This window comes from Pantoea sp. JZ2, assembly GCF_035191405.1.
GTDB lineage: Bacteria > Pseudomonadota > Gammaproteobacteria > Enterobacterales > Enterobacteriaceae > Pantoea > Pantoea stewartii.
On sequence record NZ_CP045247.1, the window covers coordinates 1,953,507 to 1,978,709 of the forward strand.

At 58.4% G+C, this 25,203-nt stretch carries 24 protein-coding genes; 23 read left to right on the top strand and 1 reads right to left on the bottom strand.

Features of this window, described 5'->3' with window-relative positions; genetic code table 11:
• The first annotated feature begins 60 nt into the window (after positions 1 to 60).
• From GC087_RS09480 to phnE (GC087_RS09585), 22 genes are all read left to right on the top strand, one after another.
• A complete protein-coding gene (locus GC087_RS09480; RefSeq protein ID WP_324030409.1) occupies positions 61 to 1,392 on the top strand; it encodes an NAD(P)/FAD-dependent oxidoreductase in 1,332 nt (443 codons plus the stop codon).
• A gap of 10 nt (positions 1,393 to 1,402) precedes the next feature.
• Positions 1,403 to 2,245 (top strand): GNAT family N-acetyltransferase, encoded by an 843-nt coding sequence (locus GC087_RS09485; protein WP_039338046.1) that lies wholly within the window; start codon positions 1,403 to 1,405, stop codon positions 2,243 to 2,245.
• On the top strand, positions 2,245 to 3,171 hold the full coding sequence (locus GC087_RS09490; protein WP_324030411.1) for a 2-hydroxyacid dehydrogenase: 927 nt from the start codon (positions 2,245 to 2,247) through the stop codon (positions 3,169 to 3,171). Before GC087_RS09485 ends, GC087_RS09490 begins: the two co-directional genes overlap by 1 nt.
• A 1-nt stretch (position 3,172) precedes the next feature.
• On the top strand, positions 3,173 to 4,306 hold the full coding sequence (locus GC087_RS09495) for a M20 aminoacylase family protein (protein WP_033740354.1): 1,134 nt from the start codon (positions 3,173 to 3,175) through the stop codon (positions 4,304 to 4,306).
• 113 nt (positions 4,307 to 4,419) lie between these two features.
• Entirely contained in the window at positions 4,420 to 5,733 is a 1,314-nt protein-coding gene (gene gabT / locus GC087_RS09500; RefSeq protein ID WP_033740353.1) for a 4-aminobutyrate--2-oxoglutarate transaminase, read from the top strand.
• A 249-nt stretch (positions 5,734 to 5,982) separates the two neighbouring features.
• On the top strand, positions 5,983 to 6,498 hold the full coding sequence (locus tag GC087_RS09505; protein WP_033740352.1) for an Lrp/AsnC family transcriptional regulator: 516 nt from the start codon (positions 5,983 to 5,985) through the stop codon (positions 6,496 to 6,498).
• A 138-nt stretch (positions 6,499 to 6,636) separates the two neighbouring features.
• Positions 6,637 to 8,418 carry a thiamine pyrophosphate-requiring protein gene (locus GC087_RS09510; protein ID WP_058701626.1) on the top strand — a complete coding sequence of 594 codons (1,782 nt, stop codon included), beginning with the start codon at positions 6,637 to 6,639 and terminating at the stop codon, positions 8,416 to 8,418.
• A 98-nt stretch (positions 8,419 to 8,516) separates the two neighbouring features.
• Positions 8,517 to 9,359: an oxidoreductase gene (locus GC087_RS09515; RefSeq protein ID WP_324030413.1), complete on the top strand. Its 843-nt coding sequence runs from the start codon at positions 8,517 to 8,519 to the stop codon at positions 9,357 to 9,359.
• Between the two features lie 215 nt (positions 9,360 to 9,574).
• Positions 9,575 to 10,291: a phosphonate metabolism transcriptional regulator PhnF gene (phnF, locus tag GC087_RS09520; protein ID WP_058701628.1), complete on the top strand. Its 717-nt coding sequence runs from the start codon at positions 9,575 to 9,577 to the stop codon at positions 10,289 to 10,291.
• Positions 10,288 to 10,737, top strand: a complete 450-nt coding sequence (gene phnG, locus GC087_RS09525; protein WP_058701629.1) for a phosphonate C-P lyase system protein PhnG — start codon at positions 10,288 to 10,290, stop codon at positions 10,735 to 10,737. Before phnF ends, phnG begins: the two co-directional genes overlap by 4 nt.
• Complete coding sequence (gene phnH, locus GC087_RS09530) at positions 10,734 to 11,318, top strand: phosphonate C-P lyase system protein PhnH (RefSeq protein ID WP_033739495.1); 585 nt, start codon at positions 10,734 to 10,736, stop codon at positions 11,316 to 11,318. The genes phnG and phnH overlap by 4 nt, the downstream gene beginning before the upstream one ends.
• Positions 11,309 to 12,385: a carbon-phosphorus lyase complex subunit gene (locus tag GC087_RS09535; protein WP_033739493.1), complete on the top strand. Its 1,077-nt coding sequence runs from the start codon at positions 11,309 to 11,311 to the stop codon at positions 12,383 to 12,385. The genes phnH and GC087_RS09535 overlap by 10 nt, the downstream gene beginning before the upstream one ends.
• Complete coding sequence (locus GC087_RS09540; RefSeq protein ID WP_006119637.1) at positions 12,378 to 13,226, top strand: alpha-D-ribose 1-methylphosphonate 5-phosphate C-P-lyase PhnJ; 849 nt, start codon at positions 12,378 to 12,380, stop codon at positions 13,224 to 13,226. Before GC087_RS09535 ends, GC087_RS09540 begins: the two co-directional genes overlap by 8 nt.
• A complete protein-coding gene (gene phnK, locus GC087_RS09545) occupies positions 13,216 to 13,977 on the top strand; it encodes a phosphonate C-P lyase system protein PhnK (RefSeq protein WP_324030415.1) in 762 nt (253 codons plus the stop codon). Before GC087_RS09540 ends, phnK begins: the two co-directional genes overlap by 11 nt.
• On the top strand, positions 13,977 to 14,696 hold the full coding sequence (gene phnL, locus GC087_RS09550) for a phosphonate C-P lyase system protein PhnL (protein ID WP_033739491.1): 720 nt from the start codon (positions 13,977 to 13,979) through the stop codon (positions 14,694 to 14,696). The genes phnK and phnL overlap by 1 nt, the downstream gene beginning before the upstream one ends.
• A complete protein-coding gene (gene phnM, locus GC087_RS09555; protein WP_039338201.1) occupies positions 14,693 to 15,829 on the top strand; it encodes an alpha-D-ribose 1-methylphosphonate 5-triphosphate diphosphatase in 1,137 nt (378 codons plus the stop codon). The genes phnL and phnM overlap by 4 nt, the downstream gene beginning before the upstream one ends.
• Positions 15,829 to 16,365 (top strand): ribose 1,5-bisphosphokinase, encoded by a 537-nt coding sequence (gene phnN / locus GC087_RS09560; RefSeq protein WP_324030417.1) that lies wholly within the window; start codon positions 15,829 to 15,831, stop codon positions 16,363 to 16,365. The genes phnM and phnN overlap by 1 nt, the downstream gene beginning before the upstream one ends.
• On the top strand, positions 16,362 to 17,132 hold the full coding sequence (gene phnP / locus GC087_RS09565; RefSeq protein WP_039338203.1) for a phosphonate metabolism protein PhnP: 771 nt from the start codon (positions 16,362 to 16,364) through the stop codon (positions 17,130 to 17,132). Before phnN ends, phnP begins: the two co-directional genes overlap by 4 nt.
• A 200-nt stretch (positions 17,133 to 17,332) precedes the next feature.
• Positions 17,333 to 18,163, top strand: coding sequence for a phosphonate ABC transporter ATP-binding protein (phnC, locus tag GC087_RS09570; RefSeq protein ID WP_006119631.1), 831 nt, complete (start codon positions 17,333 to 17,335; stop codon positions 18,161 to 18,163).
• Between the two features lie 25 nt (positions 18,164 to 18,188).
• A complete protein-coding gene (gene phnD / locus GC087_RS09575; RefSeq protein ID WP_324030419.1) occupies positions 18,189 to 19,118 on the top strand; it encodes a phosphonate ABC transporter substrate-binding protein in 930 nt (309 codons plus the stop codon).
• Positions 19,119 to 19,237: 119 nt separating this feature from the next.
• Positions 19,238 to 20,092, top strand: coding sequence for a phosphonate ABC transporter, permease protein PhnE (gene phnE / locus GC087_RS09580; RefSeq protein WP_033739498.1), 855 nt, complete (start codon positions 19,238 to 19,240; stop codon positions 20,090 to 20,092).
• Positions 20,093 to 20,094: 2 nt separating this feature from the next.
• Complete coding sequence (phnE, locus tag GC087_RS09585; protein ID WP_033739486.1) at positions 20,095 to 20,979, top strand: phosphonate ABC transporter, permease protein PhnE; 885 nt, start codon at positions 20,095 to 20,097, stop codon at positions 20,977 to 20,979.
• Here the strand turns inward: phnE (GC087_RS09585) and GC087_RS09590 are convergent.
• Complete coding sequence (locus GC087_RS09590) at positions 20,933 to 23,533, bottom strand: ATP-binding protein (protein WP_324030610.1); 2,601 nt, start codon at positions 23,531 to 23,533, stop codon at positions 20,933 to 20,935. The genes phnE (GC087_RS09585) and GC087_RS09590 overlap by 47 nt on opposite strands.
• A gap of 146 nt (positions 23,534 to 23,679) precedes the next feature.
• Here GC087_RS09590 and GC087_RS09595 point away from each other — a divergent pair, with 146 nt between their 5' ends.
• Positions 23,680 to 25,194 (top strand): sugar ABC transporter ATP-binding protein, encoded by a 1,515-nt coding sequence (locus GC087_RS09595; protein WP_054633544.1) that lies wholly within the window; start codon positions 23,680 to 23,682, stop codon positions 25,192 to 25,194.
• Positions 25,195 to 25,203 lie beyond the last annotated feature (9 nt).

A 25,203-nucleotide genomic window follows, 5' to 3' on the forward strand; every position in this document is an offset into this window, starting at 1 on the left:
CCGGGGCAGGGCAGCACGCCATTGCCATGTTGCCCCAACACACGACGAGGTTGTGACGACATGCCCGCACCGATTCGATATGTACAGGACAGCCCGGATTTCCCGGATGCTGCTGATGTGGTGGTGATAGGTGCCGGTATCGCCGGTGCAGCCGCAACCTGGTATCTGGCAAAGCAGGGCCTGAAAGTGGTGCTGATAGAAAAAGGCCTGGTCGGGGCCGAACAGTCCAGCCGCAACTGGGGCTGGTGCCGCCAGCAGAATCGCGACGAGCGTGAACTGCCACTGGTGATTGAAGCCCTGCGCGGCTGGGAACAACTGAGTCAGGAAACCGGGGAAGAGCTGGGGTTTCGCCGCAGCGGCCTGGTGTATGCCACCCGCAATGAAGCGGATATTGCCGCCTGGGATAAGTGGGGGCAGATGGCGAAGCAGTACGGCGTGCGCAGCGATATTCTGAATGCCCGGCAGGCTAAAGCGATGACGCCGGGCAGTACCACTGACTGGCTGGGCGGCGTATCAGCGCCTACGGACGGTGCTGCTGAGCCGCGACTCGCCGCCCCCGGCATTGTCATAGGGGCGCAGAAAAACGGGGCGCAGGTTTTTCAGCAGTGTGCCGTGCGCGGGCTGGATATCACGGCGGGCCGTGTCAGCGGCGTCGTTACGGAACGCGGCCTGATCAAGACCAGCCTTGTGATCTGTGCTGCCGGGGCATGGACCTCAATGTTTTGCCGTCGTCACGGTCTCGATCTGCCGCTTGGCAACGTGATTGGTACCGCGTTTCGCACCCAGCCCATTCGGCAGGCCATTACCGTGCCGTTTTATACCGAACGTTTCGCCTGTCGCCCACAACTGGACGGCAGCTATACGGTTTCCGTCTCCGGCCGCGGCAGACTGGAGCCCGGCGCGCAGGGGCTGCGCTATCTGAAGCAGTTTTATCCCACATTCAAAAGTCGTCGTAAAAACCTTACCCTGAACCTCGGGATTAAACCGTTTTTCCATGGGCCTGAAGCCATGGGCCGCTGGGATCTGGATAGCGTTTCGCCGTTTGAGCGCATGCGTATTCTCGATCCGGCCGCCGATCGCTCGGTGGTGGAAAACGGCCTGGCAGCGATGCGCCGGGAGTTTCCTGCCCTGGCCAACCTGAAGGTTGCCCAGGCCTGGGGCGGCATGATTGACAGCACCCCGGATGCGATTCCGGTCATCTCCACCGTGGCAAAACTGCCCGGTCTGGTGCTGTCGGCGGGCTTCAGCGCCCACGGTTTTGGCATTGGCCCCGGTGCGGGCCGCCTTGCCGCCGAGCTGGCAACTGACGCCACGCCGGTTGTCGATCCGACACCTTATCGCTACAGCCGTTTCACTGACGGCAGCGCACTTGATGCACCTGGCATGATGTAAGGAAAGCAAAATGACATTTCATATTCGTACCATGACCTCAGACGATATCCCGCAGGTTCACGCCATGAGCCAGGCACTTAACTGGCCGCACCGTCGCGAGGACTGGGCGATCGGCATCCAGCTTGGCGAAGGCGTAGTGATTGAAGAGCAGGGTGAGGTCATCGGCAGCGCGATTCTGTGGCGCTGGGGTGACGAGGCCGCCACCATTGGCCTGGTCATTGTGGCCAATCAGCATCAGGGCCGGGGACTGGGCAAGCAGCTGATGCTGGCGCTACTGGAAAAAGTCCCCGGCTATAACGTACGTCTGCACGCTACCGACATGGGCAAGGGCCTTTACGAGAAACTGGGTTTTGTGGCCTGCGGCAACATCCTCCAGTACCAAACGCCGTCCCTGAGCAGCGTGCCGGCCGTGCCCATCCCGGCGGGGTTAACTCTGTCTGCCGCAACCGCCGACGACCAGGACAGGCTGGTGCAGATGGACCAGGCGGCGCATGGGCTGTACCGCCCTGAACTTATTGCGCATCTTATTAACGATAACCAGACCGTTATTTTGCAGGACGACGCACAACAGGCGCGCGGGTTTGCCAGCCTGCGCCGTTTTGGCCGCGGCTGGGTGATTGGTCCGGTGATCGCGGACAGTTTACCGGTGGCACAGGCACTGACCGCCGCGTTAATGCAGGGCCTGAAAGGGGAATATCTGCGCATGGACACCGATGCCGCGCTGCCGATGGCCAGCTGGCTTGAAAGTCTTGGACTGGCCAATGTGGATGCCCCGGTCACCATGGTACGTGGCCAGGTGTGGGCACCACAGGGCATGCAGGCGTTTGGCTTAATGACCCAGGCGATGGCCTGATGCATATCGTGTACAAATCGGAGCCCCAGCGTGGCCTTTACTGGCAGCGCTGGCTGGCGGCGCATGCGCCGGATATCCACTTACATCTCTGGCCCGAAACGGGTGAGCCGGAGCAGGTAGAGGCGGTGATCGCGTGGGTGCCGCCGGACGATGTGACCCGCCGGTTTCCCAACCTGAAAATTCTGTTTTCTGTCGGTGCCGGGGCGGAACAGTTCGATCTGTCCGCGCTTCCTGCGCACCTGCCGTTAGTGAGGATGATTGAGCCCGGGCTGACGCAGGGCATGGTGGAATACATTACCTTCGCCGTGCTGGGACTGCATCGCGATATGCCGCGCTATTTCCAGCAACAGCGTGCGCAGCAGTGGCAGGCGCATTCAGCCGTGCCCGCCAGCGAACGGCGCGTAGGGATCATGGGACTCGGCGAACTGGGGCGCGCCGCACTGACCCAGCTTCAGACGTTAGGCTTTGACTGCGGCGGCTGGAGCCGGACGCCCCATCAGATACCGGGCGCAGCCTGCTGGCACGGTGACGCGCAGCTGCCCGCGTTTCTGGCTCGCAGCGACATTCTGGTGTGCCTGTTACCACTGACGCCCAGCACAGAGGGCTTGCTCAATGCCAGACTGTTCAGCCAGTTGCCCGCCGGGGCCGCGCTGGTGCAGGCCGGACGCGGACCGCAGCTTAACGAACAGGGTTTGCTGACCGCGCTGGACAGCGGTCAGTTACGGGCCGCTGTGATTGACGTAACGGAGCCGGAACCGCTCCCTGCCGGTCATGCGTTCTGGACCCATCCCGCCATCTGGCTCACGCCCCATATTGCCAGTCGCACACAAAACGACAGCGCGGTGAGCGCACTGGTGGCCAACCTGCGGCGTTTTCAGCGCGGTGAGCCGCTGCACGGCGTTATCGATCGTTCACGAGGATATTAAGATGGATCATTTAGTGGCGTTGCGCCGGGATCTGCACCGTAACCCGGAGCTGGGATTTCAGGAGCAGCGTACCAGCGACATTGTTGCCCGCTTTTTACACGATCTGGGCATTGAAGTGCATCGTGGCATCGGTAAAACCGGCGTCGTGGGCATACTGAAGAAAGGCACAAATTCGCGCATGATTGGGTTGCGTGCCGATATGGATGCGCTTCCTATGCAGGATAAAGGCGAGGTTGCCTGGACCAGCCTGCAACAAAACCGCAGCCACGCCTGTGGTCATGATGGCCACACGACCATGTTGCTGGGCGCAGCGGAGAAACTGGCGCGTGACGTTGCGTTTGACGGTACGGTGTGTTTTATCTTTCAACCGGCAGAAGAGGGGCTGGCGGGCGCGAAGGCTATGATCGACGATGGCCTGTTTGAACGCTTTCCCTGCGATGCCGTGTATGCGCTGCATAACTGGCCCGAGCTGCCGCTTGGGGAGATTCAAACCCGTCCGGGGCCGATTATGGCGGCAGCCGACCGTTTTGATATCACCGTCAAAGGCGCAGGCGGGCATGCTGCCCAGCCTCATCTGACCCATGACACGCTGCTGGCGCTGAGCGAGCTGGTGGTCCAGCTCAACACGCTGGTGCCACGGGCACTCGATCCCTGCGAACCGGCTCTGCTGACCGTGACGCGCATGCAGGGCGGTTTCTCCCACAATATGATCCCTGCGGAAGCCAACATCACCGGTACGGTGCGCACCTTTAATCCCGCGGCGCAGGACATCATCGAATCACGCCTGCGGCAGATGGCAGAACACATCGCGGCCGCGCACGGCTTACAGGCTGAGGTGAACTATCTGCGCTATTACCCGGCCACGATCAACAGTGATGCGGAAGCGACTCAGGCACTTGCCGCCCTGCAGGCCGCAGGTATGCAGGCACGCCTCGCGGCTCAGCCCGCGCTCACCTCAGAAGATTTTGCTTTTATGTTGCAGGCCAAACCCGGCGCCTATTTATGGATCGGCTCCGCGCCCTGCAAGCCGCTGCACCATGCGGCCTATGACTTTAACGACGCGTTGATACCGCATGGAATACGGGCATTTATCACGCTGGCCTGCCACGGGCTGGGGGCAACATTTCCTTGCTGAAACCTGTGGGATTTTAACACTTAATGCCGCTACTGGCGGAATTACGGCACCGTCATCGCTCAACAGATTGCGATACTTAAGCCAACCGAACACGACGTGGATGAGGTAGAGAAATGCAGAATGTCCTGGCAGAACAGCAAACTTATTCGGATAACAGCCTGTTGCTGGATGTCCGAGAACACCATGTGCCGCGTGGCATCGTTACCGCACATCCGCTGGTGATCGAACGCGCGAAAGGCAGCGAAGTATGGGATGTGGAAGGGAACCGCTATCTGGATTTCGTGGGCGGCATCGGCGTACTGAACGTCGGTCATAACCATCCTGCGGTCGTTAATGCCGTGACCCGTCAGCTCGGCCTGGTGTCGCATGCCTGTTTTCAGGTTGTGGCCTATCCCGGCTATATCGAACTAGCACAGCGCCTGAATAAGCTGGTCGGCGGTGAAGATCATTATAAAAGTGTTTTCTTCACCAGCGGCGCAGAAGCCGTCGAGAATGCGGTAAAAATTGCGCGAGCTTATACGCAACGTCCCGGCATTATCGCTTTTGACGGGGCGTTCCACGGTCGTACCTTGCTGGGCGTCACGCTGACCGGCATGTCTGCGCCGTACAAACAGAATTTCGGTCCGTTCCCGAGTGATGTGTATCGTCTGCCGTTCCCGAATCCGTTGCACGGTGTCACGGAGGCCGACTGTCTGAAGGCGCTGGAGCAGCTGTTTGCGGTGCAGATTCTGCCGGAGCGCGTGGCCGCCATTATCATTGAACCGGTGCAGGGCGATGGCGGCTTCTTACCGGCCGGTCCTGCGTTTATGCAGGCCCTGCGCCGCATTACCACCCAGCACGGCATTGTGTTGATCTGTGATGAAATCCAGAGCGGCTTTGGCCGTACCGGCACCATGTTTGCCTTCCAGCAACTTGGCATCAAACCGGATTTGGTCACGACTGCGAAGAGTCTGGCGGGCGGGCTGCCGATTTCGGGCGTGGTAGGTAAAGCCGAGATCATGGACAGCCCGGCGCCGGGCGGACTGGGCGGGACCTATGGCGGTAACGCGCTGGCCTGTGCGGCGGCCCTGGCGGTACTGGATATCTTTGAGCAGGAAAATTTGCTGGCGCGTTCTTGTCAGTTAGGTGAGCAACTGAATCAGCGTCTGCGTCAGCTGGCAGACAAGTATGCCTGTATTGGCGATGTGCGCGGCGTAGGTTTTATGCAGGCCGTTGAGATTCTGGATGTGGACACACACAAACCCGACAGTGCACTGACGCAAAAGATCCTCGACTGCGCCTGTCAGGAAGGGTTGCTGCTGATTAAATGTGGCTTACATCGCAATACCATTCGTTTCCTTGCGCCGTTAGTGACCACCGATTCGCAACTTGAAGAGGCGCTGCATATTTTCGATATCGCGCTGGCGCGGGCGACCGGTCGTTTGTAGCAGCACTGGCCCTCATTGACAAGGCAGCTACCCGGGATGCGGTCCACCAGGCCGCAACCGGGTGTCACGCTGGCGCATTTTTTGCAAAGCGTGATAAGCCCGGGATTTTTTGTGTTACAAAAAAGTAGCGCAGTTGTTATTTTAAAAGGCGTATTTTAAGGAGTAACAAAAGTGCGCTTTGCGCGAGTACACAGCGTATTTCTGGGTAGTCACGAACGTCCAGTACAGCGGTAAACAATGAGGGGTGCTATGAACGGCTTAATGAAACTCGATCGCATCGATATCAATATTCTGGTGCAACTACAAAAAGATGGCCGTATCAGCAACGTTAATCTCGCCGATGCCGTCGGGCTTTCCCCGAGCCCTTGCCTGCAACGCGTCAAGCGCCTGGAACAGGCGGGATTCATCACGGGCTATGAAGCGCACGTTAATCTCACCAAAATTACCGACTCCGTCACCGTCTTTACCGAAGTCACGCTTAACGGACACCGCCGCGAAGACTTTATGAAGTTTGAAGCTGCGATGCGTGATGTCGATGAGCTGATGGAGTGCCATCTGATTACCGGCGGTTACGATTACCTTCTGCGCTTTATCACCCGCAGTATTGAGCACTACCAGGACGTGATTGAGAAGATGCTCGATGCCCAAATCGGCATTGATAAATACTTCAGCTACATCGTGATCAAATCCCCGGTCATGAAAAGCAGTGTGCCCCTGCGCTCACTGATCGGCAAACATAACGCGATGGAATACGGAAGCCAGTAGCCCGCGCAGTAAGAACGCTTTTTCGCGATGACAGGTACGAATGCAACATCGCCTGTGCACGAAACCCATCACTGACCGTTGATATTTTTTTGATCGACTACCCTTTAAGTCTGCACGGACTAAGAGGGGAAGGCGACCATGAGTACCAAAACCAGTGATTTTTTTGTCCAGCGTCTCAAGGCGTGGGGCGTTACGCGCATTTATGGCTATCCGGGCGATGGCATCAACGGTGTTTTAGGGGCCATTCAGCGTGCCAACGAACAGGGTGACGGCATTGAATTTATCCAGGTCCGTCACGAAGAAATGGCCGCCTTTATGGCCGCCGGACATGCCAAATTTACCGGCGAGCTTGGCGTTTGTCTGTCAACGGGCGGCCCGGGTGCGACACATCTTCTGACCGGGCTCTACGATGCCAAAATGGATCACGCACCGGTTCTCGCCATTGCCGGGCAGGCGGAAGCGACCGCTCGCGGTGCCAGTTATCAGCAGGAAATGAACCTTGACCGGATTTTTTCCGACGTGGCTAATTTTGTGCAGGAAGCCTCCGCGCCTGCGCAGGTCCGCCATCTGATTGACCGTGGCGTTCGTATTGCCATTGCACAGAATGGCGTGGCGGTGGTGATCGTCCCGAAAGATATTCAGGACGAAGCCTGGCAGGCGCCTCCGCACCTTCACGGGTTTACCCATTCTGGCAGCGGCTATCAGCGCCCCAAAGTTGTCCCTTACGACCATGATCTGCAACGTGCTGCGGAGGTGCTGAACAGCGGGAAAAAGGTCGCCATTCTTATTGGTTCTGGTGCCCGCGATGCGGCGACAGAAGTGGTGAAAGCGGCTAATCTGTTGGGCGCGGGCGTGGCAAAAGCGTTATTAGGTAAAGATGTGCTGCCGGATGATGCCCCTTTTGTAACCGGCGCTATTGGTTTACTTGGCACGGGGCCCTCCTGGGAAATGATGCAACACTGCGACACGCTGCTGATGATCGGTAGCGGCTTTCCCTGGACGGAATTTCTGCCGAAAGAAGGTCAGGCACGCGCAGTACAGATTGATATCGATCCTGCCATGCTGGGCCTGCGTTATCCTTGTGAAGTGAATCTGCACGGCGATGCCGCAGAAACGTTGCGTGCTTTGTTACCTTTGCTGGAGCACAAAACCGATCGTCGCTGGCAGGAGGATATTGCACGTCAGGTACAAGACTGGTGGACACTGATGGAAACGCGAGCGCATGCTCCTGCCAATCCCGTTAATCCGCAGCGTGTGGTATGGGAAATGTCGCCGCAACTGCCGGACGATGCCATTGTGACCTCCGATTCCGGCTCCTGTGCCAACTGGTTTGCGCGTGACTATCGTGTAAAACAGGGCCAGCGCGCCTCACTGTCCGGCGGCCTGGCCTGTATGGGGGCGGCGGTGCCCTACGCGATTGCGGCCAAATTTGCCCATCCGCACAAGCCGGTTGTGGCGCTGGTGGGAGACGGGGCGATGCAGATGAATAATATGGCTGAGCTGATCACCATCCAGAAATACTGGCAACAATGGGCCGATCCGCGCCTGATTGTTTGTGTATTCAATAATCAGGACCTCAATCAGGTGACCTGGGAACAGCGCGTGATGGAGGGTAATCCGCGCTTCGAAGCAACCCAGCAACTGCCGAACGTTAACTATGCTGAGTTCGCTGAATCCCTGGGATTGACAGGGATCTATGTGGATAATCCGGATGCGCTCGCAGGTGCATGGCAACGGGCGCTCAGCGCTGACCGGCCTGTACTGCTGGAGGTAAAAACCGATCCGGAAGTCGCGCCTCTGCCGCCACATATCACGTTCAGTCAGGCCAAATCCTTTATGGCCTCCATGGTTAAAGGGGATCGTGGCGCGGTCCAGATTCTCAGTGACACGGCCAGCCAACTTTTTCATAAAAAGCAATAGCGGGTAAATTTTCACTCGCCCTGCGGCAAGACTCTGCTTGCTGCCGGCCATACGGATGTCCGGCAGCCCTTTGCTAAACCGATAACAGGAGCCTGATCATGGGAACAAACACACAACCGATGTGGCTGATTTCTGGATGTTCAACGGGATTTGGCCGTGAACTGGCGCAGCAGACCATCGCCCGCGGATTCCGGGTGGTCGTAACTGCACGCCATCGATCAGCGATCGCCGATCTGGTTGACGGCCATCCGAACGCGATCGCGGTTGAACTGGATGTGACGCAACAACACAGTATTGATAAGGCGGTCAACAAAGCGCTTGAAACGTTCGGCACCCTTGACGTACTGGTCAATAATGCGGGTTACGGTTACCAAAGTTCCGTCGAAGAAGGTGAAGACAAGGCCATACGCGCGCAGTTTGATGCCAACGTATTCGGTCTGTTTGCTCTGACGCGTGCGGTACTGCCGGCTATGCGCACCGCGCGACGGGGTCACATTATGAATATCACCTCCGTGGCAGGATTCATCGGCTTTGCCAGCTCAGGTTATTATGCTGCCAGTAAGCACGCCGTAGAGGGCTGGTCTGATTCGCTCGCCCAGGAGGTGGGTCCGTTAGGGATTCACGTGACCTGTATTGAACCCGGCCCGTTTCGTACCGACTGGGCAGGACGTTCGCTGCATCAGACCCCGAGCACCTTACCGGATTATGCCGAAACCGCTGCCGCCAGGATGAAGGCGACGGCGGCGTACAGCGGCACGCAGAAAGGTGACCCTGTTCGTGCGGCGAGCGCGATGATCGCCATTGCTGAACACCCCGAACCGCCGCGCCACGTGGTGATGGGAGCATGGGGTTATGAGGCGGTAAAGGAAAAACTCAAAGCGCGACTGGCACAGATAGAAGCCTGGAAACAGACGTCATTATCAACCGATTTTCCTGATTAAACAGCCGGATAAGCCCTGACCGCCATATGGCATGGATGCCCTATGGCGTTGAGCGGTTTACTCTCAGATCTGTCCGGTGTCCTGCGCTTCACAGACAAATTCACCTTCGCTTCACTAAGTCGTCACCTCTCTGTCATCTGATCCCGTCACGCTGTAGCCATCCCGCAGTCCACCGGCTGCGAAATCCCCCCTTACGCTGTGAGGATTTATTTGTGATGGAGTTATCCAGACATCCGACCACTGTGTATCAGGCCGTTGCGGCGCAACTGGAGCAGGCTGTTCAGGAGCGTTATCGCAGTGGTGACTACCTTCCTTCGGAGCAACAGCTGGCCGATCACTATGCCGTTAACCGCCACACCTTACGTCGGGCGGTTGATGAACTGGTGAATAAAGGGTTGCTGCAGCGTCGCCACGGCGTCGGCATTTTGGTGTTAATGCGCCCGTATGATTATCCGCTTCATGCGCAGGCCCGCTTCAGCCAGAACTTACTGGAACAGGGCAGCGATCCCACCAGTGAGCGCCTGCTGGCCGTATTGCGTCCTGCCAGTGCAGACGTCGCGGCCGCATTAGGCGTGAACGAAGGCGACAACGTCATTCATCTGCGCACGCTGCGCCGGGTCAATGGCCTGCCGGTGTGCCTGATTAATCACTTCCTGCCCGACCTCAGTTGGTGGCCGCAGCTACAACGCTTTACCAGCGGCTCGCTCCATGACTTCCTGCGGCAGCACACCGGCAAGCAGCTGGTGCGCACGCAAACGCGCATCAGCACCCGTCGGGCTCAGGCCAAAGAGTGCAAGCAGCTGGAGATCGCACTGCATTCCCCCTTGTTGTGCGTGCGCACCCTGAATAAAACCACCGATGGTGCGATGGCGGAGTACTCCGTCAGCCTGACGCGTGGCGACATGATTGAACTCACTCTGGAGCACGAATGAAACAGCAAACGGCACGCCAGCACTGGCTTTCGGTGTTGGCCCACAGCAGCGCCGCCGAGCTTGACGCGCTCTGGCAGCCGCTCAACCTTACGCCGGCATTTACGCTGATCCGACCGGCTGAAATTGGCCTGACACGGTTGCAGGCCCGCATGGGCGCGACGGGCAAACGTTTTGTGATGGGCGATGCCACCGTCACGCGCGCGGTCGTCCGGCTAAACGATGGCACCCTGGGCTACAGCTACCTGCTGGGCCGGGATAAAGTCCACGCCGAGCGCTGTGCCCTGATGGATGCGCTGTTGCAGCAGACGGGCACCGCCGAGCTGTTACAGGAAAAGATTATTACCCCACTGGCGGCCTTACGCGACGAGCAGCGTCAGCTGCGTGCACGTGAAATCGCCAGTAGCAAAGTGGACTTCTTTACGCTGGTACGCGGAGAAAATGAATGACTTTACTGGCAAGTTTTCATCACCCGGTTGCGGATGCGCAGCATGCTTTTCGCCGCATTCTGAAAGCCATGAGCGAACCTGGCGTTATGGTATCGCTGCCGCTGCAACAGGGCTGGGGCGCACTTTCTCCCGCCGCTACTGCCGTGCTGCTGACCCTGGTCGATCAGGAAAGCCCCTTATGGCTGGACCCACAGGTCGATAATCAGACGCTACGCGATAACCTGCGTTTTCATACCGGCGCACCGATTACCGACAGCAGTGATGCGGCATTTGCGTTAAGTCACGCGACCGCTCAGCCTAATCCGGCCGACTTTTCCGCGGGTGATAACCTGGCACCTGAGAAAAGCACCACGCTGATTATTGAGGTGCCTGCGCTGAACGGTGGCCTGGCATTACGGTTGACAGGGCCGGGGCTGCGCGAAGCACGCGCCATTGCGCCACAACTGCCGGAAAGCGTGATCGACTACCTGCGTGCCCGCCCGCATCCGTTTCCTCAGGGTGTGGATCTCATCTTTACCTGTGGCGAAGCGATGATGGCGGTGCCACGGACAACCCACGTTGAGGTGTGCTCATGTACGTAGCCGTGAAAGGGGGCGAAAAAGCCATTGCTAACGCCCATCACCTGCAGGCGGATGTGCGGCGCGGCGATCGCGCGGTGCCTGAATTATCCTGCGACCAGGTCGCGCAGCAGCTCGGTCTGGCGGTAGATCGGGTGATGACGGAAGGTGGCATTTACGATCCCGCGCTGGCGGCGCTGGCGATTAAGCAGGCCAGCGGCGATCTGGTGGAGGCCATTTTCCTGCTGCGTGCCTATCGCACAACCCTGCCGCGGCTGGCGCAAAGCACGCCGTTAGCTACCGGTAGCATGCGAATCGAGCGACGCATCTCGGCGGTGTATAAGGATTTACCCGGCGGTCAGGTACTCGGGCCGACCTACGATTACAGTCACCGTCTGCTGGACTTTACGTTGATGGCAAATGGCGAAACACCGCCGCCGCCGCGCAGTGAGCAGGCGCTACCGGAACACTGTCCGCATATGTTCAGCATGATGAGCGAGGAAGGCTTCGCGGAGGCAGAACACGACGATGGCAGCGAACCCACGGATATCACCCGTGAGCCGATGGGCTTTCCCGCCTCGCGCGCGGCACGTCTTCAGCAACTGGTGCGCGGCGACGAAGGGTTTCTGCTGTCGCTGGGCTATTCCACTCAGCGTGGCTATGGCCGCACGCACCCCTTTGCCGGTGAAATCCGTACCGGATACGTCAGCGTCAGCATTTGCCCCGAAGAGCTGGGTTTTGAACTGGAGATCGGGGAAATGCTGCTGACCGAATGCGAAATGGTCAACGGTTTTACGCACGACGGCGAAAGCGCCCCGCACTTTACGCGGGGTTATGGCCTGGTCTTTGGCCGGGCTGAACGTAAAGCCATGTCCATGGCGCTGGTGGATCGGGCGCTACAGACGCGTGAACACCATGAACGCATTACCAGCCCGGCGCAGGACGAGGAGTTTGTGCTGTCCCATGCGGATAACGTCGAAGCCGCAGGTTTTGTGTCCCACTTAAAACTGCCGCACTACGTCGATTTCCAGGCGGAACTGGAACTGCTGAAACGTCTGCGCCAGGACTATCAGGAGCAGCAAAATGGCTGAACTCAGCGGCTATAACAACGGCTATCTTGACGAACAAACCAAACGTACGATCCGACGCGCCATCCTGAAAGCCGTGGCGATTCCCGGCTATCAGGTGCCGTTTGCCGGACGTGAAATGCCGATGCCTTATGGCTGGGGCACCGGCGGCATTCAAATTACCGCCAGCGTGATTGGCGACAAAGACGTTCTGAAAGTTATCGACCAGGGCGCGGACGATACCACCAATGCGGTCTCGATCCGCCGTTTCTTTCAGCGCGTCAGCGGTGCGGCGACGACCGAGCGCACAGTGGACGCCACGCTGATCCAGACGCGCCACCGTATTCCGGAAACGCCGCTGCAAGAAGATCAGATCCTGATTTTCCAGGTGCCGATTCCCGAGCCGCTGCGCTTTATTGAGCCTCGCGAAACGGAAACCCGCACCATGCATGCGCTGGAAGAGTACGGCATTATGCAGGTCAAACTGTACGAAGATATCGCCCGTTTTGGTCACATCGCCACCACCTATGCCTATCCGGTAAAGGTCAACGATCGCTATGTGATGGATCCGTCGCCGATCCCCAAATTCGATAACCCCAAGATGCACATGATGCCCGCGCTCCAGCTGTTTGGTGCCGGTCGTGAAAAACGCATCTATGCCTTGCCGCCCTATACCAAAGTTGAAAGCCTCGATTTCGACGATCATCCCTTCACCGTGCAGCAGTGGGACGAACCCTGTGCGCTCTGTGGTTCGCGCCACAGCTATCTGGATGAGGTGGTGATGGACGACCAGGGCACGCGCATGTTTGTGTGCTCCGATACCGATTTTTGCCACCAGCAGCAGGAACAACACCATGCACAGTGAACAACCGCTGCTCGCGGTGAACAACCTTACGCATCTGTATGCGCCAGTAAAAGGCTTTGAAGACGTCAGTTTTGATCTCTATCCGGGCGAGGTTCTGGGTATCGTCGGGGAATCCGGATCGGGCAAAACCACCCTGTTGCGTAGCCTGTCAGCGCGGCTGGCACCGCAGGCAGGCGCGATTCATTATCTGCAACGCGATCTGTATCAAATGAGCGAAAGCGACCGTCGCCGCTTACTGCGCACGGCGTGGGGCGTGGTCCACCAGCACCCGCTGGAAGGTTTGCGCCCTCAGGTCACGGCGGGCGGCAATATCGGCGAGCGCCTGATGGCCGTCGGTCACCGCCATTACGGCGAGATCCGCGCGCAAGCCAGCCACTGGCTGCAGGCGGTGGAAATCGCAGCTAACCGCATCGATGATCTGCCGACAACCTTTTCCGGCGGCATGCAGCAGCGTCTGCAAATCGCCCGCAATCTGGTCACCCAGCCGAAGCTGGTGTTTATGGATGAACCGACCGGCGGCCTGGACGTCTCGGTGCAGGCACGGTTACTGGATCTACTGCGTACGCTAGTGCGGGAACTCAATCTGGCGGTGGTAATTGTGACGCACGATCTGGGCGTGGCGCGCCTGCTGGCGCATCGCCTGCTGGTGATGAAGCAGGGCCGGGTGGTGGAAAGTGGCTTAACTGACCGCGTGCTGGATGACCCGCATCATCCTTACACGCAACTGCTGGTTTCATCGGTGCTCAACTAATGGCGACGGCGACTATGAAAACGCAACTGCGCGTAGAAAATTTGTGCAAAACCTTTGTGTTGCACAATCAAAACGGGGCGGCGCTGCCGGTATTACAGGATGCCTGCCTGGACGTCAGTCAGGGCGAATGCGTGGTACTGCACGGGCATTCCGGCAGCGGGAAATCCACCCTGCTGCGTGCCCTGTACGGTAACTATCAGGCCAACAGCGGCCACATCTGGGTACAGCATCAGGGTGAGTGGGTGGATATGGCGCAGGCACCGGCCCGTCAGATTATTGCCATTCGTCGCGATACTATCGGCTGGGTCAGTCAGTTTCTGCGCGTCATCCCGCGCGTGCCGACGCTGGAGATCGTGATGCAGCCGTTGCTGGAGCGCGGCGTGGAACGCGGCTTCTGTGAAGCCCGCGCGAAAGAGCTGCTGACGCGACTTAACGTCCCGCAGCGCCTCTGGTCTCTGGCCCCCTCAACCTTTTCGGGAGGCGAGCAGCAGCGCGTCAATATCGCCCGTGGCTTTATCGCGGACTATCCGGTGTTGCTACTGGACGAACCCACAGCGTCACTCGACAGTGTCAACAGTGCCGCGGTCGTGGGCCTGATTGAGCAGGCGCGTGAACGCGGCGCGGCAATCGTGGGGATCTTTCATGATGAAGCGGTGCGGGAACGTGTGGCCGATCGCCTGCACGTCATGCAGCCCTTCAAAACAGGGGCAGAAGCATGATCATTAATAACGTAAAGCTGGTGCTGGAAAATGAGGTTGTTGCCGGTTCGCTGGAGTTTCGCGAAGACCGTATTACCAACTTTAGCGAAACGAACAGCCAGCTGGCCAGTGCGCTGGATGGCGAAGGCGCATATCTGCTGCCGGGCCTGGTGGAGTTGCATACCGATAACCTGGACAAATTTTTCACCCCACGGCCTAAAGTCGACTGGCCGGCGCACTCGGCGATGAGCAGCCACGATGCGCTGATGGTGGCCAGCGGCATCACCACCGTGCTGGATGCTATCGGCGTGGGGGATGTGCGTGATGGCGGCCACCGACTGGAAAATCTCAGTAAAATGATTGGCGCGATTCGTGACAGCAACCAAAAGGGGCTTAATCGCGCGGAGCATTTACTGCATCTGCGTTGTGAGCTGCCGCATCATACAACGCTGCCGCTGTTTGAAGCCTTGCTGTCCTCACCTGAGCTGTCGCTGGTGTCGCTGATGGATCACTCACCGGGCCAGCGTCAGTATGCGTCGCTGGAAAAGTACCGGGAATACTACCAGGGAAAATACCAGCTGAATGACGAGCAGATGGATGCGTTTGAGCGCGAGCAACTGGAACTGGCCGAGGCCTGGTCACAGCCTAATCGTCTGGCGATTGCCGCGCTGTGCCGCGATCACGGCATCGCGATCGCCAGTCATGACGATGCGACTGTTGACCATGTCGAAGAGTCGCACGCCGTGGGCAGTGCGATTGCCGAGTTTCCCACCACGCTGGAGGCGGCAAAAGCTTCACGCTACCGCAACATGCAGGTGTTAATGGGCGCGCCCAACATTGTTCGCGGCGGTTCGCATTCCGGCAACGTGGCCGCCTGGGAGCTGGCCGCTCACGGCATGCTGGATATCCTGTCGTCGGACTACTATCCCGCCAGCCTGCTGGATGCGGCGTTCCGTTTGGCCGCCGATGAGCGCAATACGCTCTCTTTGCCTCAGGCCATTGCGCTGGTGACGTGCAATCCGGCACGTGCGCTGGGGCTGGAAGATCGTGGCGTGATCAGCGAAGGCTGCCGCGCCGACCTGGTCCTGGCGCATACTCAACATGGCCATCCCCATATTCGCCATGTCTGGTGTAAAGGTCGGCAGGTGTACTAATGGCCCGGCTCATCTGGCTTATCGGCCCGTCCGGTTCAGGCAAAGACAGCCTGCTGGACCGGCTGCGCGAGGCACCGCCTGAGGGCTTGCTGATTGCTCATCGCTATATTACGCGCCCCCATGATGTAGGGGGCGAAAACCATATCGCCCTGACGGAAGCGGAATTTATCCGGCGCGATGCGCTGGGGTTATTTGCCGTCAGCTGGCAGGCGCACGGTTTTTATTATGGCGTGGGCAGTGAAATCGACCACTGGCTGGCGTGCGGGCAAAACGTGCTGGTCAACGGATCGCGCCAGCATCTGGAACACGTCCGGGCACGTTACGGCACGCGACTGTTACCGCTATGCCTTGAGGTGTCGTCTACGGTACTGGCCGCACGGTTACGCCAGCGTGGCCGTGAGAGCGAAGCGGCGATCGCCCAACGGCTGGCACGGGCTGACCGGCATCAGCCAGAAGGCTGCCTGCGGCTGAATAACGATGGCGCACTTGAAGAGACCGTACAACAGTTACGTCAGTTGCTGGAGGGCGCCTCATGAAACTGACCCTGCTCGGTACGGGCGGCGTAACCGGGGCTCCCGTGTTCGGTTGTGACTGTGGCGCCTGTTTGCGCGCCCGTCAGTCTGCCCGTTATCGCCGCGCGCCTACAAGCGCGTTAATCGAAGCCGGACGTGAACGTATTTTACTGGATGCGGGCTTACCCTTGCTGGCAGAACGGTTTCAGCCTGAGGATATCAACCGGATTCTGCTGACGCACTATCACATGGATCATGTGCAGGGCTTATTTACCCTGCGCTGGGGCAAAGGGAAACCGATTCCCGTCTGGGGGCCGCCGGATGAAAAGGGCTGTGACGACTTGTTTAAACATCCCGGCTTACTGGATTTCCGGCCCGCGTTAACCCCCTTCGTGGCCCAGTCATTTGGCGACCTGCGGGTGACGCCCTTACCACTACAGCATTCACGGCTTACGCATGGCTATCTGTTTGACTGGCACGGTGCCCGGCTGGCCTGGCTGTGTGATACCTGCGGTCTGCCGCCGGATACCGCGGATTTCCTTCGTGGACAAACGCTGGACCACCTGGTGGTGGACTGCAACGATCCCCCCGGTCAGGGCGGGCGTAACCATAACGATGTGACCGCGGCCCTGACCATCATCGAGGCACTGAAACCCCACCAGGCCTGGCTGATTCATCTGAGTCACGATATGGACAACTGGCTGGCCGAGCATCCGCTACCGGCCTCGGTGCAGGCGGCGCATGACGGCCTGTCGCTGTCTCTGGACGCCGTTTTGCCTGTCATCGTTTAATCACATAACCGTAATACAGCTTTCATCCCCGGTGTTCTTAATATAGCGGTCTCTCGTCAGGTTCCTGCTGCGTGAGCAGGGCCTGCTGTCCCTGCTGCCAGCAAAGGCACTGAGCCAACAGGTACGGGCCAGACAGGGTAATGAAGCCCCGGATTCAGCGTCGGGTGCACAGAACGTTAACTGGAACAACGGAGAACATCATGGCACAGGCACTGCTGAAAACGGTGGTCGATAACGTCACGTCGTTGACCCACTCCGGCGGGCAAAAAGTGTTATCTGTTCAGGGATTGAGCAAAGCCTACGGTAGCAACAAGGTCCTCGATAATGTCAGTTTCGATTTGCATGCGGGTGAATTAGTGGCGGTGATTGGTCGCTCTGGCGCAGGCAAATCGACATTGCTGCATATGCTGAACGGCACCATTTCGGCCTCGCAGGGCGCAATCATCAGCCTGCATCACGGCGAAGCCGATCGCAATGTGGTCAACCTCAGTAGCCGCCAGATGCGCGAATGGCGTGCGCAGTGCGGCATGATTTTTCAGGATTTCTGCCTGGTGCCGCGTCTTGACGTGCTGACCAACGTGCTGCTGGGTCGTCTCAGCCAGACGTCGACGCTGAAATCGTTTTTCAAAGTCTTCTCTGACGCCGACCGCGCCCGCGCGATTCAACTGCTGGAGTGGATGAACATGCTACCGCAGGCGTTACAGCGTGCCGAAAACCTTTCAGGTGGACAAATGCAGCGCGTGGCGATCTGTCGGGCGCTGATGCAAAACCCCAAAATTCTGCTGGCCGACGAACCGGTTGCCTCTCTCGATCCCAAAAATACCACCCGCATTATGGACGTTCTGCGCCAGGTGAGTGAACAGGGCATCAGCGTGATGGTTAACCTGCACTCGATCGAGCTGGTGAAAAGTTACTGCACCCGCGTCATCGGGATTCAACGCGGTGTGGTGCTCTTTGACGGCCATCCTTCTGACCTGACCGACGGCCTGCTGCATCAGCTGTACGGCGATGAATTCAACCAGATCCACTAACTATCACAGCAAGAGAACAAGGCTAATGAAAATCAAAGCTTTCGCGTTATTGACTACGGCACTGCTTACCTTTGGCGTTAATGCAGCGGATGCACCTAAAGAACTGAATCTGGGCATTTTGGGCGGTCAGAACGCCACCCAGCAGATTGGTGATAACCAGTGTGTGAAATCCTTCTTTGATAAAGAACTGCACGTGGATACCAAAATCCGCAACTCGTCCGACTATTCCGGCGTAATTCAGGGCTTGCTGGGTGGCAAAGTGGATCTGGTGCTGAGCATGTCGCCGTCGTCTTACGCCTCGGTGTATATTCAGAACCCGAAAGCCGTCGATTTAGTCGGCATTGTCGTGGATGACAAAGATCAGTCTCGCGGTTATCACTCTGTCGTGATTGTGAAAGCTGACAGTCCTTACAAAAAGCTGGAAGATCTGAAAGGCAAATCGTTTGGGATGGCCGATCCGGATTCCACGTCAGGCTTCCTGGTACCCAATCAGGCCTTTAAAAAGCTGTTTGGCGGCAACATCGACAACAAATACAACAATTTCTTTTCCAGCGTAACCTTCTCCGGTGGTCATGAGCAGGACATCTTGGGCGTACTGAATAATCAGTTCGACGGCGCCGTCACCTGGACCTCCATGGTGGGGGATTACAATAAGGGCTACACCTCCGGTGCGTTTGGCCGCCTGATCCGTATGGATCATCCTGACCTGATGAAACAGATCCGCATCATCTGGCAGTCACCGTTAATTCCTAACGGGCCTATTCTCGTGAGCAATAAACTGCCCGCCGATTTCAAAGCGAAAGTGATTGCTGCCATCAAAAAACTGGATAAAGACGACCACGCCTGTTTCACCAAAGCCGTAGGCGGCCAGCAGCACATTGGCAAAACCTCTGTGGCTGACTTCCAGAACATCATCGACATGAAGCGCGAGCTGATGAAAGGCGCACGTGGCTAACGGTACAGCCGTTGGCGTTGAGCCAGCGAGCCGCCCGCCGGGGTGCGGGCGGCTCGTTATCACAGACAGATTTCCCTTTCTCTGCTGACTTTGCCACACATCAATCTGAGAACACCGCCGTGACCGACTTCGAACGCTATTATCAACGCATCCGCCGCCAACAGAAGCGTGACTCGCTCGTCTGGTCACTGGTGCTGGTGGGGCTTTACCTGGCGGCGGCGAATATGGCCGAGTTCAATCTCGTGACCATCTGGCAATCCTTACCGCACTTTTTTGATTACCTGCACGAGATCATGCCCGTATTGCATCTGCCGGTGTTATTTGCGGATGGCAAGACAGAAGGATCGCTGGCTTACTGGGGCTATCGTCTGAATATCCAGCTGCCGTTGATATGGGAAACATTGCAGCTGGCGCTGGCCTCCACGCTGATTGCGGTGGTGATAGCGGGCGTGCTGGCCTTCTTTGCGGCCGATAACACACAAACGCCAGCCAGTCTGCGCATGGCGATTCGCGCTTTTGTCGCCTTTCTACGCACCATGCCGGAACTGGCCTGGGCGGTAATGTTTGTGATGGCATTTGGCATCGGAGCGATTCCCGGCTTTCTGGCGCTGGCGCTGCACACCATTGGCAGCCTGACCAAACTGTTTTATGAAGCCATTGAGTCCGCCTCGGATAAACCGGTGCGCGGGCTGGCGGCCTGCGGTGCCAGCAAACTGCAACGGATGCGCTATGCCTTCTGGCCGCAGGTGAAGCCGGTTTTTCTGTCATACAGCTTTATGCGCCTGGAAGTTAATTTCCGTTCGTCGACCATCCTGGGGCTGGTGGGGGCGGGCGGCATTGGTCAGGAGTTAATGACCAATATTAAACTGGATCGCTTTGATCAGGTCAGCATGACGCTGCTGCTGATTTTGATTGTGGTCTCGCTACTGGACACCGTTTCTGGCCGCCTGCGCCGTCGCGTTGTGGAGGAATAACCATGGTTACGCTTGCGCCCGATATCAGCGCGATGAAACAGCAGCATCCCGCGCTGTTTGCTGCACAAAACCGCTATCTGCGTCGCCTTGCCATGCTGGCCCTGGCGCTGGTGCTCTATTATGTCTTTTTCTTTATGGTGTTTGGCATCGAATGGAACCGCCTGCTTACAGGATGCCAGCAACTGGGCCGCTATTTTCTGCGCATGTTTGTCTGGCAGGACTTCGTGAACTGGCCGTTTGGCTACTATTTCTCTCAGGTCGGCATTACGCTGGCGATTGTGTTTGCCGGCACGCTGACCGCCACGCTGCTGGCGCTGCCGCTCTCGTTTCTGGCGGCGCGTAATGTGATGCATGACAAGGTTGCCCGTCCCATTGCGTTTGTTGTGCGTCGCCTGTTCGATATGCTGCGCGGCATTGATATGGCGATCTGGGGCCTGATTTTTGTTCGCGCGGTCGGCATGGGGCCGCTGGCCGGGGTGCTGGCGATTATCCTGCAGGACATTGGTCTGTTAGGTAAGCTCTATTCCGAAGGCCACGAAGCGGTTGAGCGTTCACCCAGTCGCGGCCTGGGCGCGCTGGGCGCCAACAGCCTGCAGAAGCACCGGTTTGGTATTTTCACCCAGTCCTTCCCACAGTTTCTGGCACTGAGCCTGTATCAGATCGAGTCCAATACCCGCTCAGCGGCGGTGCTTGGCTTTGTCGGCGCGGGCGGTGTCGGCCTGGTGTACGCGGAGAACATGCGCCTGTGGAACTGGGATGTGGTGATGTTCCTGACGATCATCCTGGTTGTCGTGGTCATGGTGATGGATGCCATCTCCAGCCGCCTGCGTAAACGTTATATCATCGGGAAGCCGGTGCCGTTGTGGCAGCCTGGCGGGCACGATTAAGCCGCGCGCTGCGCTGCCAGGCGCGCTGAAGCGCCTGCACCAGCTGCGCTGCCTGCCAGGGTTTCGCCAGTCGTTCACACAACGGCAACGTGACGGGCTGGTGACGCAGATCCTGGCCGCTGATGAGCAATGTAGCCAACTGCGGCCACTTTTGCTGTGCCTGACGAATCACCTCCGCACCGTTAATCTCACCCGGCAGCATCAAATCGCTGATCAGCAAATCGATATCCGGCGTCTGGTGCAGCAGCGCCAGCGCCGCTTCGCCCGTGTCACACTCCAGCGTCAGGTAACCCAGTTGGTGCAGATGTTCACACAGGGTTTGCCGCACAGCCGGTTCATCATCCAGCACCAGAACTAACCGGTCCTGCGCGGCATCCGGCTGCGCCGGGTGCGAGGCGACGGATCGGACCGCCGGGACATCGGGTGCGCGGGGCAGCAACAGCCGTACGGTGGTGCCCTGGCCCGGCGCGGTTTCCAGCTCTACCTGTCCGCCCGACTGACGAACAAAACCGTAGACCATCGACAGGCCCAGGCCGCTACCGGTACCGGTTGTTTTGGTGGTAAAGAAGGGTTCAAACACCTGCGCACGCACTTCTTCTGACATGCCGCAACCGTGATCGATGACCTCAATGGTGACCCGGTCTCGCTTTTCACCGCGCTCAGTGCGGCGCTGGTTCCAGATACGCAGACGGATCTCGCCGCTTTGTCCGGCCATCGCATCTCTGGCATTCACCACCAGATTCATGACCGCATTCTCTAACTGACTGGCATCAATCCAGGCAGGCCAGCCGGGCCGTTGGGCATCAATAATCAGGTGTTGACCGGGCAACAGCGAATGTTGCAGCAGCCCCTGCAGGTTTTCCACTAACGACACGACCGACACCGCATGCGGATTCAGGGTTTGCTTACGCGAAAAGGCCAGCAGTCGCTGGGTCAACAGAGCTGCCCGATCCGCCGCCTGGCGGGCGCGTTCTATCCGGCTCGCAAGAGGGCCGGGCGGCAGTTGCCCCTCGGTTAACGCCAGGCTGCCGATAATGACGGCCAGCAGATTGTTGAAATCATGCGCGATGCCGCCGGTCAGCTGACCTACCGCTTTCATTTTCTGGCTGTGTACCAGCGCTTCTTCCAGCACCTTCCGTGAGGTGCGCTCCAGCACCGTATTCACGCTACCGCGCCGGGGGACCGGGCTGAAGCGCAGTTCTACGGTGCGGCCATCGGCCAGCCTGACTTCCTGTGGTTCCGCCAGATCGTGCAGGTGTATATCAAGCTGCGCCAGCAGATGCTGGTAGTGCAGTCCCCGCTGCAAATCCCGCGGTGCGATGCCCAGAAGCTGGGGATACTGATCGTTCCACACCACCAATTCGCCGCTGTTATCAAACAGGGCAAAGCCATCACGCATTGCCAGAAAGGTGGATTCAAGTTGGGTACTTTTCTCTTTTAGCAGACGCGACGTATGGGCCAGCGAGGCGGTATTACGGGCAAACACATTGAAGGCGCGCGCCAGCTCGCCCAGTTCATCTCGTCGCTGAAGGCCCGGCACGCTGACATTGTGTTCCCCCTGGGCCAGCCGGGTCATTGCGGCGGCAATGGCGGTCAGGCTGGACCCCAGGTTGCGGTAGATGTAGTACCCGGTATAGACGGTGATGGCGAGTGCCAACAGGGCAGAAAGCAGGATAAAGCCACTGACCGAATCCCGTTGTCGGTGAGTGGCAATGTTACGCTGATCACTTTGCCGGGCTACCTGCTGAACGTACGCGGTAATGTCATCATTCAGCGCGGCTACGAGCGCCTTGATACGGTAGGTGGCATAGGCGATGGACAGATCGCTCTGTTCCAGCGCTGCCGCCAACGGGATCAGGCTGCGTTGGGTTTCCAGTAACTGCTGCACGTTGTCACCCAACGCCCCCGATGCGACCACGTTGCGCCATTGCGTCATCACCTGCTGCAACTGATCAATGACCGCGGTCGAGGAGGGCGTACGAATCGCAATATCCAGTAGCCTGCCGGTCTGCTGGCGCAACGCGAAATCGGGTGCGCCGGTTCCGTTGCGGTGTGCCAGGTCATTAATGCGTTCCAGCAGCAGCTGTGACTGCCATAACCCGCTGAGCACAAGATTGCGCTGCAAATGACGTTCATGTCCCTTACGCAGCAACAGACTCACAGACTGCTCAAGCATCAGACTGCGTGCACGCAGTCGGGCCACGCGTTCAGGCTCGCGTGCAGCCAGCGGCGTACTGGCCAGCAGGGCGAGTGAATGTTGCAGGGCCTGCTGATTCTGCTGCAGTCGTCGCGATTCGCTCTGATATTCCAGCGCGCCCACGACCTGAGATAACCGCACGGCGGTGATGGCGACATTCGCGGTATTGCGCGCCAGCGCCAGGCTGCCGTTCATATCGGCCAGCGTCTGGGCCTGAGCCTGTTCCTGAAGGCTTCCGGCATGGCGAAAGCTGGTAAGGGCCACCACGCTCACCATCAGGGTGACGCACACAACTAATAAATGCGACAGCAACAGGCGACCGCGCGCCCCGACCTGCCACGGCAAACTGCGTTGCATCAATACGCTCTCCGGCCATGCGACGATAGGGCGAGTATAAAAGTGAGTGCGAAGCGGAATATGACAAATATGAATGGCCGCTGACATTATCCATTTATCTTCTCCTGCTTAACTCGCGGCTATCCATAATCAGCAGGAGCGGGGCGATGACAGCTAAGCCGATACTTGAAATGCGTCAGATCACCCGGCGTTTTGGCCACTTCTACGCACTGAAAGGCGTTGACCTGACCGTTTATCCTGGCGAGGTGCATGCGCTGATGGGGGAGAATGGCGCGGGCAAAAGCACCCTGATGAAGATTCTGGCAGGGGCCTATACGGCCACCAGCGGCGAGGTGTTGATCAACGGCGAGCCGTATCCGCTTAAAGGACCGAAAGCGGCATTAGCGGCCGGGATTACGCTGATCTATCAGGAAATCAACCTTGCTCCGAATCTCACCGTGGCAGAAAACATCTTTCTGGGAAGCGAAATCACCCGTGCTGGCATGGTCAGGCGTCACCAGATGGCCCGTGAAGCGCAGCAGGTTATTAACCACTTAGGCGCGCAGTTCAGCGCAACGGACAAAGTCAGCAGGCTGAGCATTGCCGAGCAGCAACAGGTGGAGATTGCGCGCGCCCTGCATCGCAACAGCCGTATTCTGGTGATGGATGAGCCCACCGCCGCCTTATCCAGCCGCGAAACTGAACAACTCTTTGCCCTGATCAAACGGCTGCGCAGCCAGGGAATGGCGATTATCTACATCAGTCATCGCATGGCGGAAGTGTATGAGCTGTCGGATCGCGTCAGCGTACTGCGCGACGGGCAGTACGTCGGCAGTCTGACGCGCGACAACCTTAACGCCAGCGAGCTGGTGCGCATGATGGTGGGACGCCCACTCAGCGATCTGTTCAATAAAGACCGCACCATTCCTCGCGGCGAGGTGCGTCTGGCTCTGCACAACCTGTCCGATGGCGGCAAGGTACAGCCCTGTAGCCTTAACGTGCGGGCAGGCGAAATTGTTGGCCTGGCCGGCCTGGTTGGTGCGGGACGCAGCGAACTGGCCCAGCTGATTTTTGGCGTGCACCGGCTTCAGCAGGGTGAAATCTGGGTGGACGGCCAGAAGGTAGAGATTCACTCCCCAAGAGAAGCGATTGCGCACGGCATTGGCTTTCTGACCGAGAACCGCAAAGAGCAGGGATTATTCCTTGAAATGGCTGCACAGGAAAACATCGTGATGGCCACGCTGGAACGGGATGCGCAGTACGGCATGCTGAACCGCCGTCAAGCCAGGAAGATCGCCAGCGAGGCGATTGCCGCGCTCAATATCCGGGTTCCCCACGCGCTGGTGCGGGCAGGAGGCCTGTCCGGTGGCAACCAACAGAAGCTGCTGATTTCCCGCTGGATTGCCATTGGTCCGCGCATTCTCATCCTGGATGAGCCGACGCGCGGCGTGGACGTCGGGGCCAAAAGCGAGATTTACCGCATGATGCAGGATATGGCGCGGCAGGGCGTGGCCATTCTGATGATCTCCAGTGAATTACCGGAAGTGGTCGGCATGAGTGACCGGGTTTATGTGATGCATGAAGGCACTATCGCAGGGGAACTGGCAGGTAACGAGATTAGTCAGGAAAACATCATGACGCTGGCAACCGGTGCGTATAGCGCATCACCGCTTGAAGTATGAGGATAAAAC

Bases quoted from the DNA above. Each gene is read 5' to 3' on its own strand.
- GC087_RS09480 (WP_324030409.1), top strand. From the start codon at position 61: ATGCCCGCACCGATTCGATATGTACAGGACAGCCCGGATTTCCCGGAT.
- GC087_RS09485 (WP_039338046.1), top strand. From the start codon at position 1,403: ATGACATTTCATATTCGTACCATGACCTCAGACGATATCCCGCAGGTT.
- GC087_RS09490 (WP_324030411.1), top strand. From the start codon at position 2,245: ATGCATATCGTGTACAAATCGGAGCCCCAGCGTGGCCTTTACTGGCAG.
- GC087_RS09495 (WP_033740354.1), top strand. From the start codon at position 3,173: ATGGATCATTTAGTGGCGTTGCGCCGGGATCTGCACCGTAACCCGGAG.
- gabT (WP_033740353.1), top strand. From the start codon at position 4,420: ATGCAGAATGTCCTGGCAGAACAGCAAACTTATTCGGATAACAGCCTG.
- GC087_RS09505 (WP_033740352.1), top strand. From the start codon at position 5,983: ATGAACGGCTTAATGAAACTCGATCGCATCGATATCAATATTCTGGTG.
- GC087_RS09510 (WP_058701626.1), top strand. From the start codon at position 6,637: ATGAGTACCAAAACCAGTGATTTTTTTGTCCAGCGTCTCAAGGCGTGG.
- GC087_RS09515 (WP_324030413.1), top strand. From the start codon at position 8,517: ATGGGAACAAACACACAACCGATGTGGCTGATTTCTGGATGTTCAACG.
- phnF (WP_058701628.1), top strand. From the start codon at position 9,575: ATGGAGTTATCCAGACATCCGACCACTGTGTATCAGGCCGTTGCGGCG.
- phnG (WP_058701629.1), top strand. From the start codon at position 10,288: ATGAAACAGCAAACGGCACGCCAGCACTGGCTTTCGGTGTTGGCCCAC.
- phnH (WP_033739495.1), top strand. From the start codon at position 10,734: ATGACTTTACTGGCAAGTTTTCATCACCCGGTTGCGGATGCGCAGCAT.
- GC087_RS09535 (WP_033739493.1), top strand. From the start codon at position 11,309: ATGTACGTAGCCGTGAAAGGGGGCGAAAAAGCCATTGCTAACGCCCAT.
- GC087_RS09540 (WP_006119637.1), top strand. From the start codon at position 12,378: ATGGCTGAACTCAGCGGCTATAACAACGGCTATCTTGACGAACAAACC.
- phnK (WP_324030415.1), top strand. From the start codon at position 13,216: ATGCACAGTGAACAACCGCTGCTCGCGGTGAACAACCTTACGCATCTG.
- phnL (WP_033739491.1), top strand. From the start codon at position 13,977: ATGGCGACGGCGACTATGAAAACGCAACTGCGCGTAGAAAATTTGTGC.
- phnM (WP_039338201.1), top strand. From the start codon at position 14,693: ATGATCATTAATAACGTAAAGCTGGTGCTGGAAAATGAGGTTGTTGCC.
- phnN (WP_324030417.1), top strand. From the start codon at position 15,829: ATGGCCCGGCTCATCTGGCTTATCGGCCCGTCCGGTTCAGGCAAAGAC.
- phnP (WP_039338203.1), top strand. From the start codon at position 16,362: ATGAAACTGACCCTGCTCGGTACGGGCGGCGTAACCGGGGCTCCCGTG.
- phnC (WP_006119631.1), top strand. From the start codon at position 17,333: ATGGCACAGGCACTGCTGAAAACGGTGGTCGATAACGTCACGTCGTTG.
- phnD (WP_324030419.1), top strand. From the start codon at position 18,189: ATGAAAATCAAAGCTTTCGCGTTATTGACTACGGCACTGCTTACCTTT.
- phnE (WP_033739486.1), top strand. From the start codon at position 20,095: ATGGTTACGCTTGCGCCCGATATCAGCGCGATGAAACAGCAGCATCCC.
- GC087_RS09590 (WP_324030610.1), bottom strand. From the start codon at position 23,533: ATGCAACGCAGTTTGCCGTGGCAGGTCGGGGCGCGCGGTCGCCTGTTG.
- GC087_RS09595 (WP_054633544.1), top strand. From the start codon at position 23,680: ATGACAGCTAAGCCGATACTTGAAATGCGTCAGATCACCCGGCGTTTT.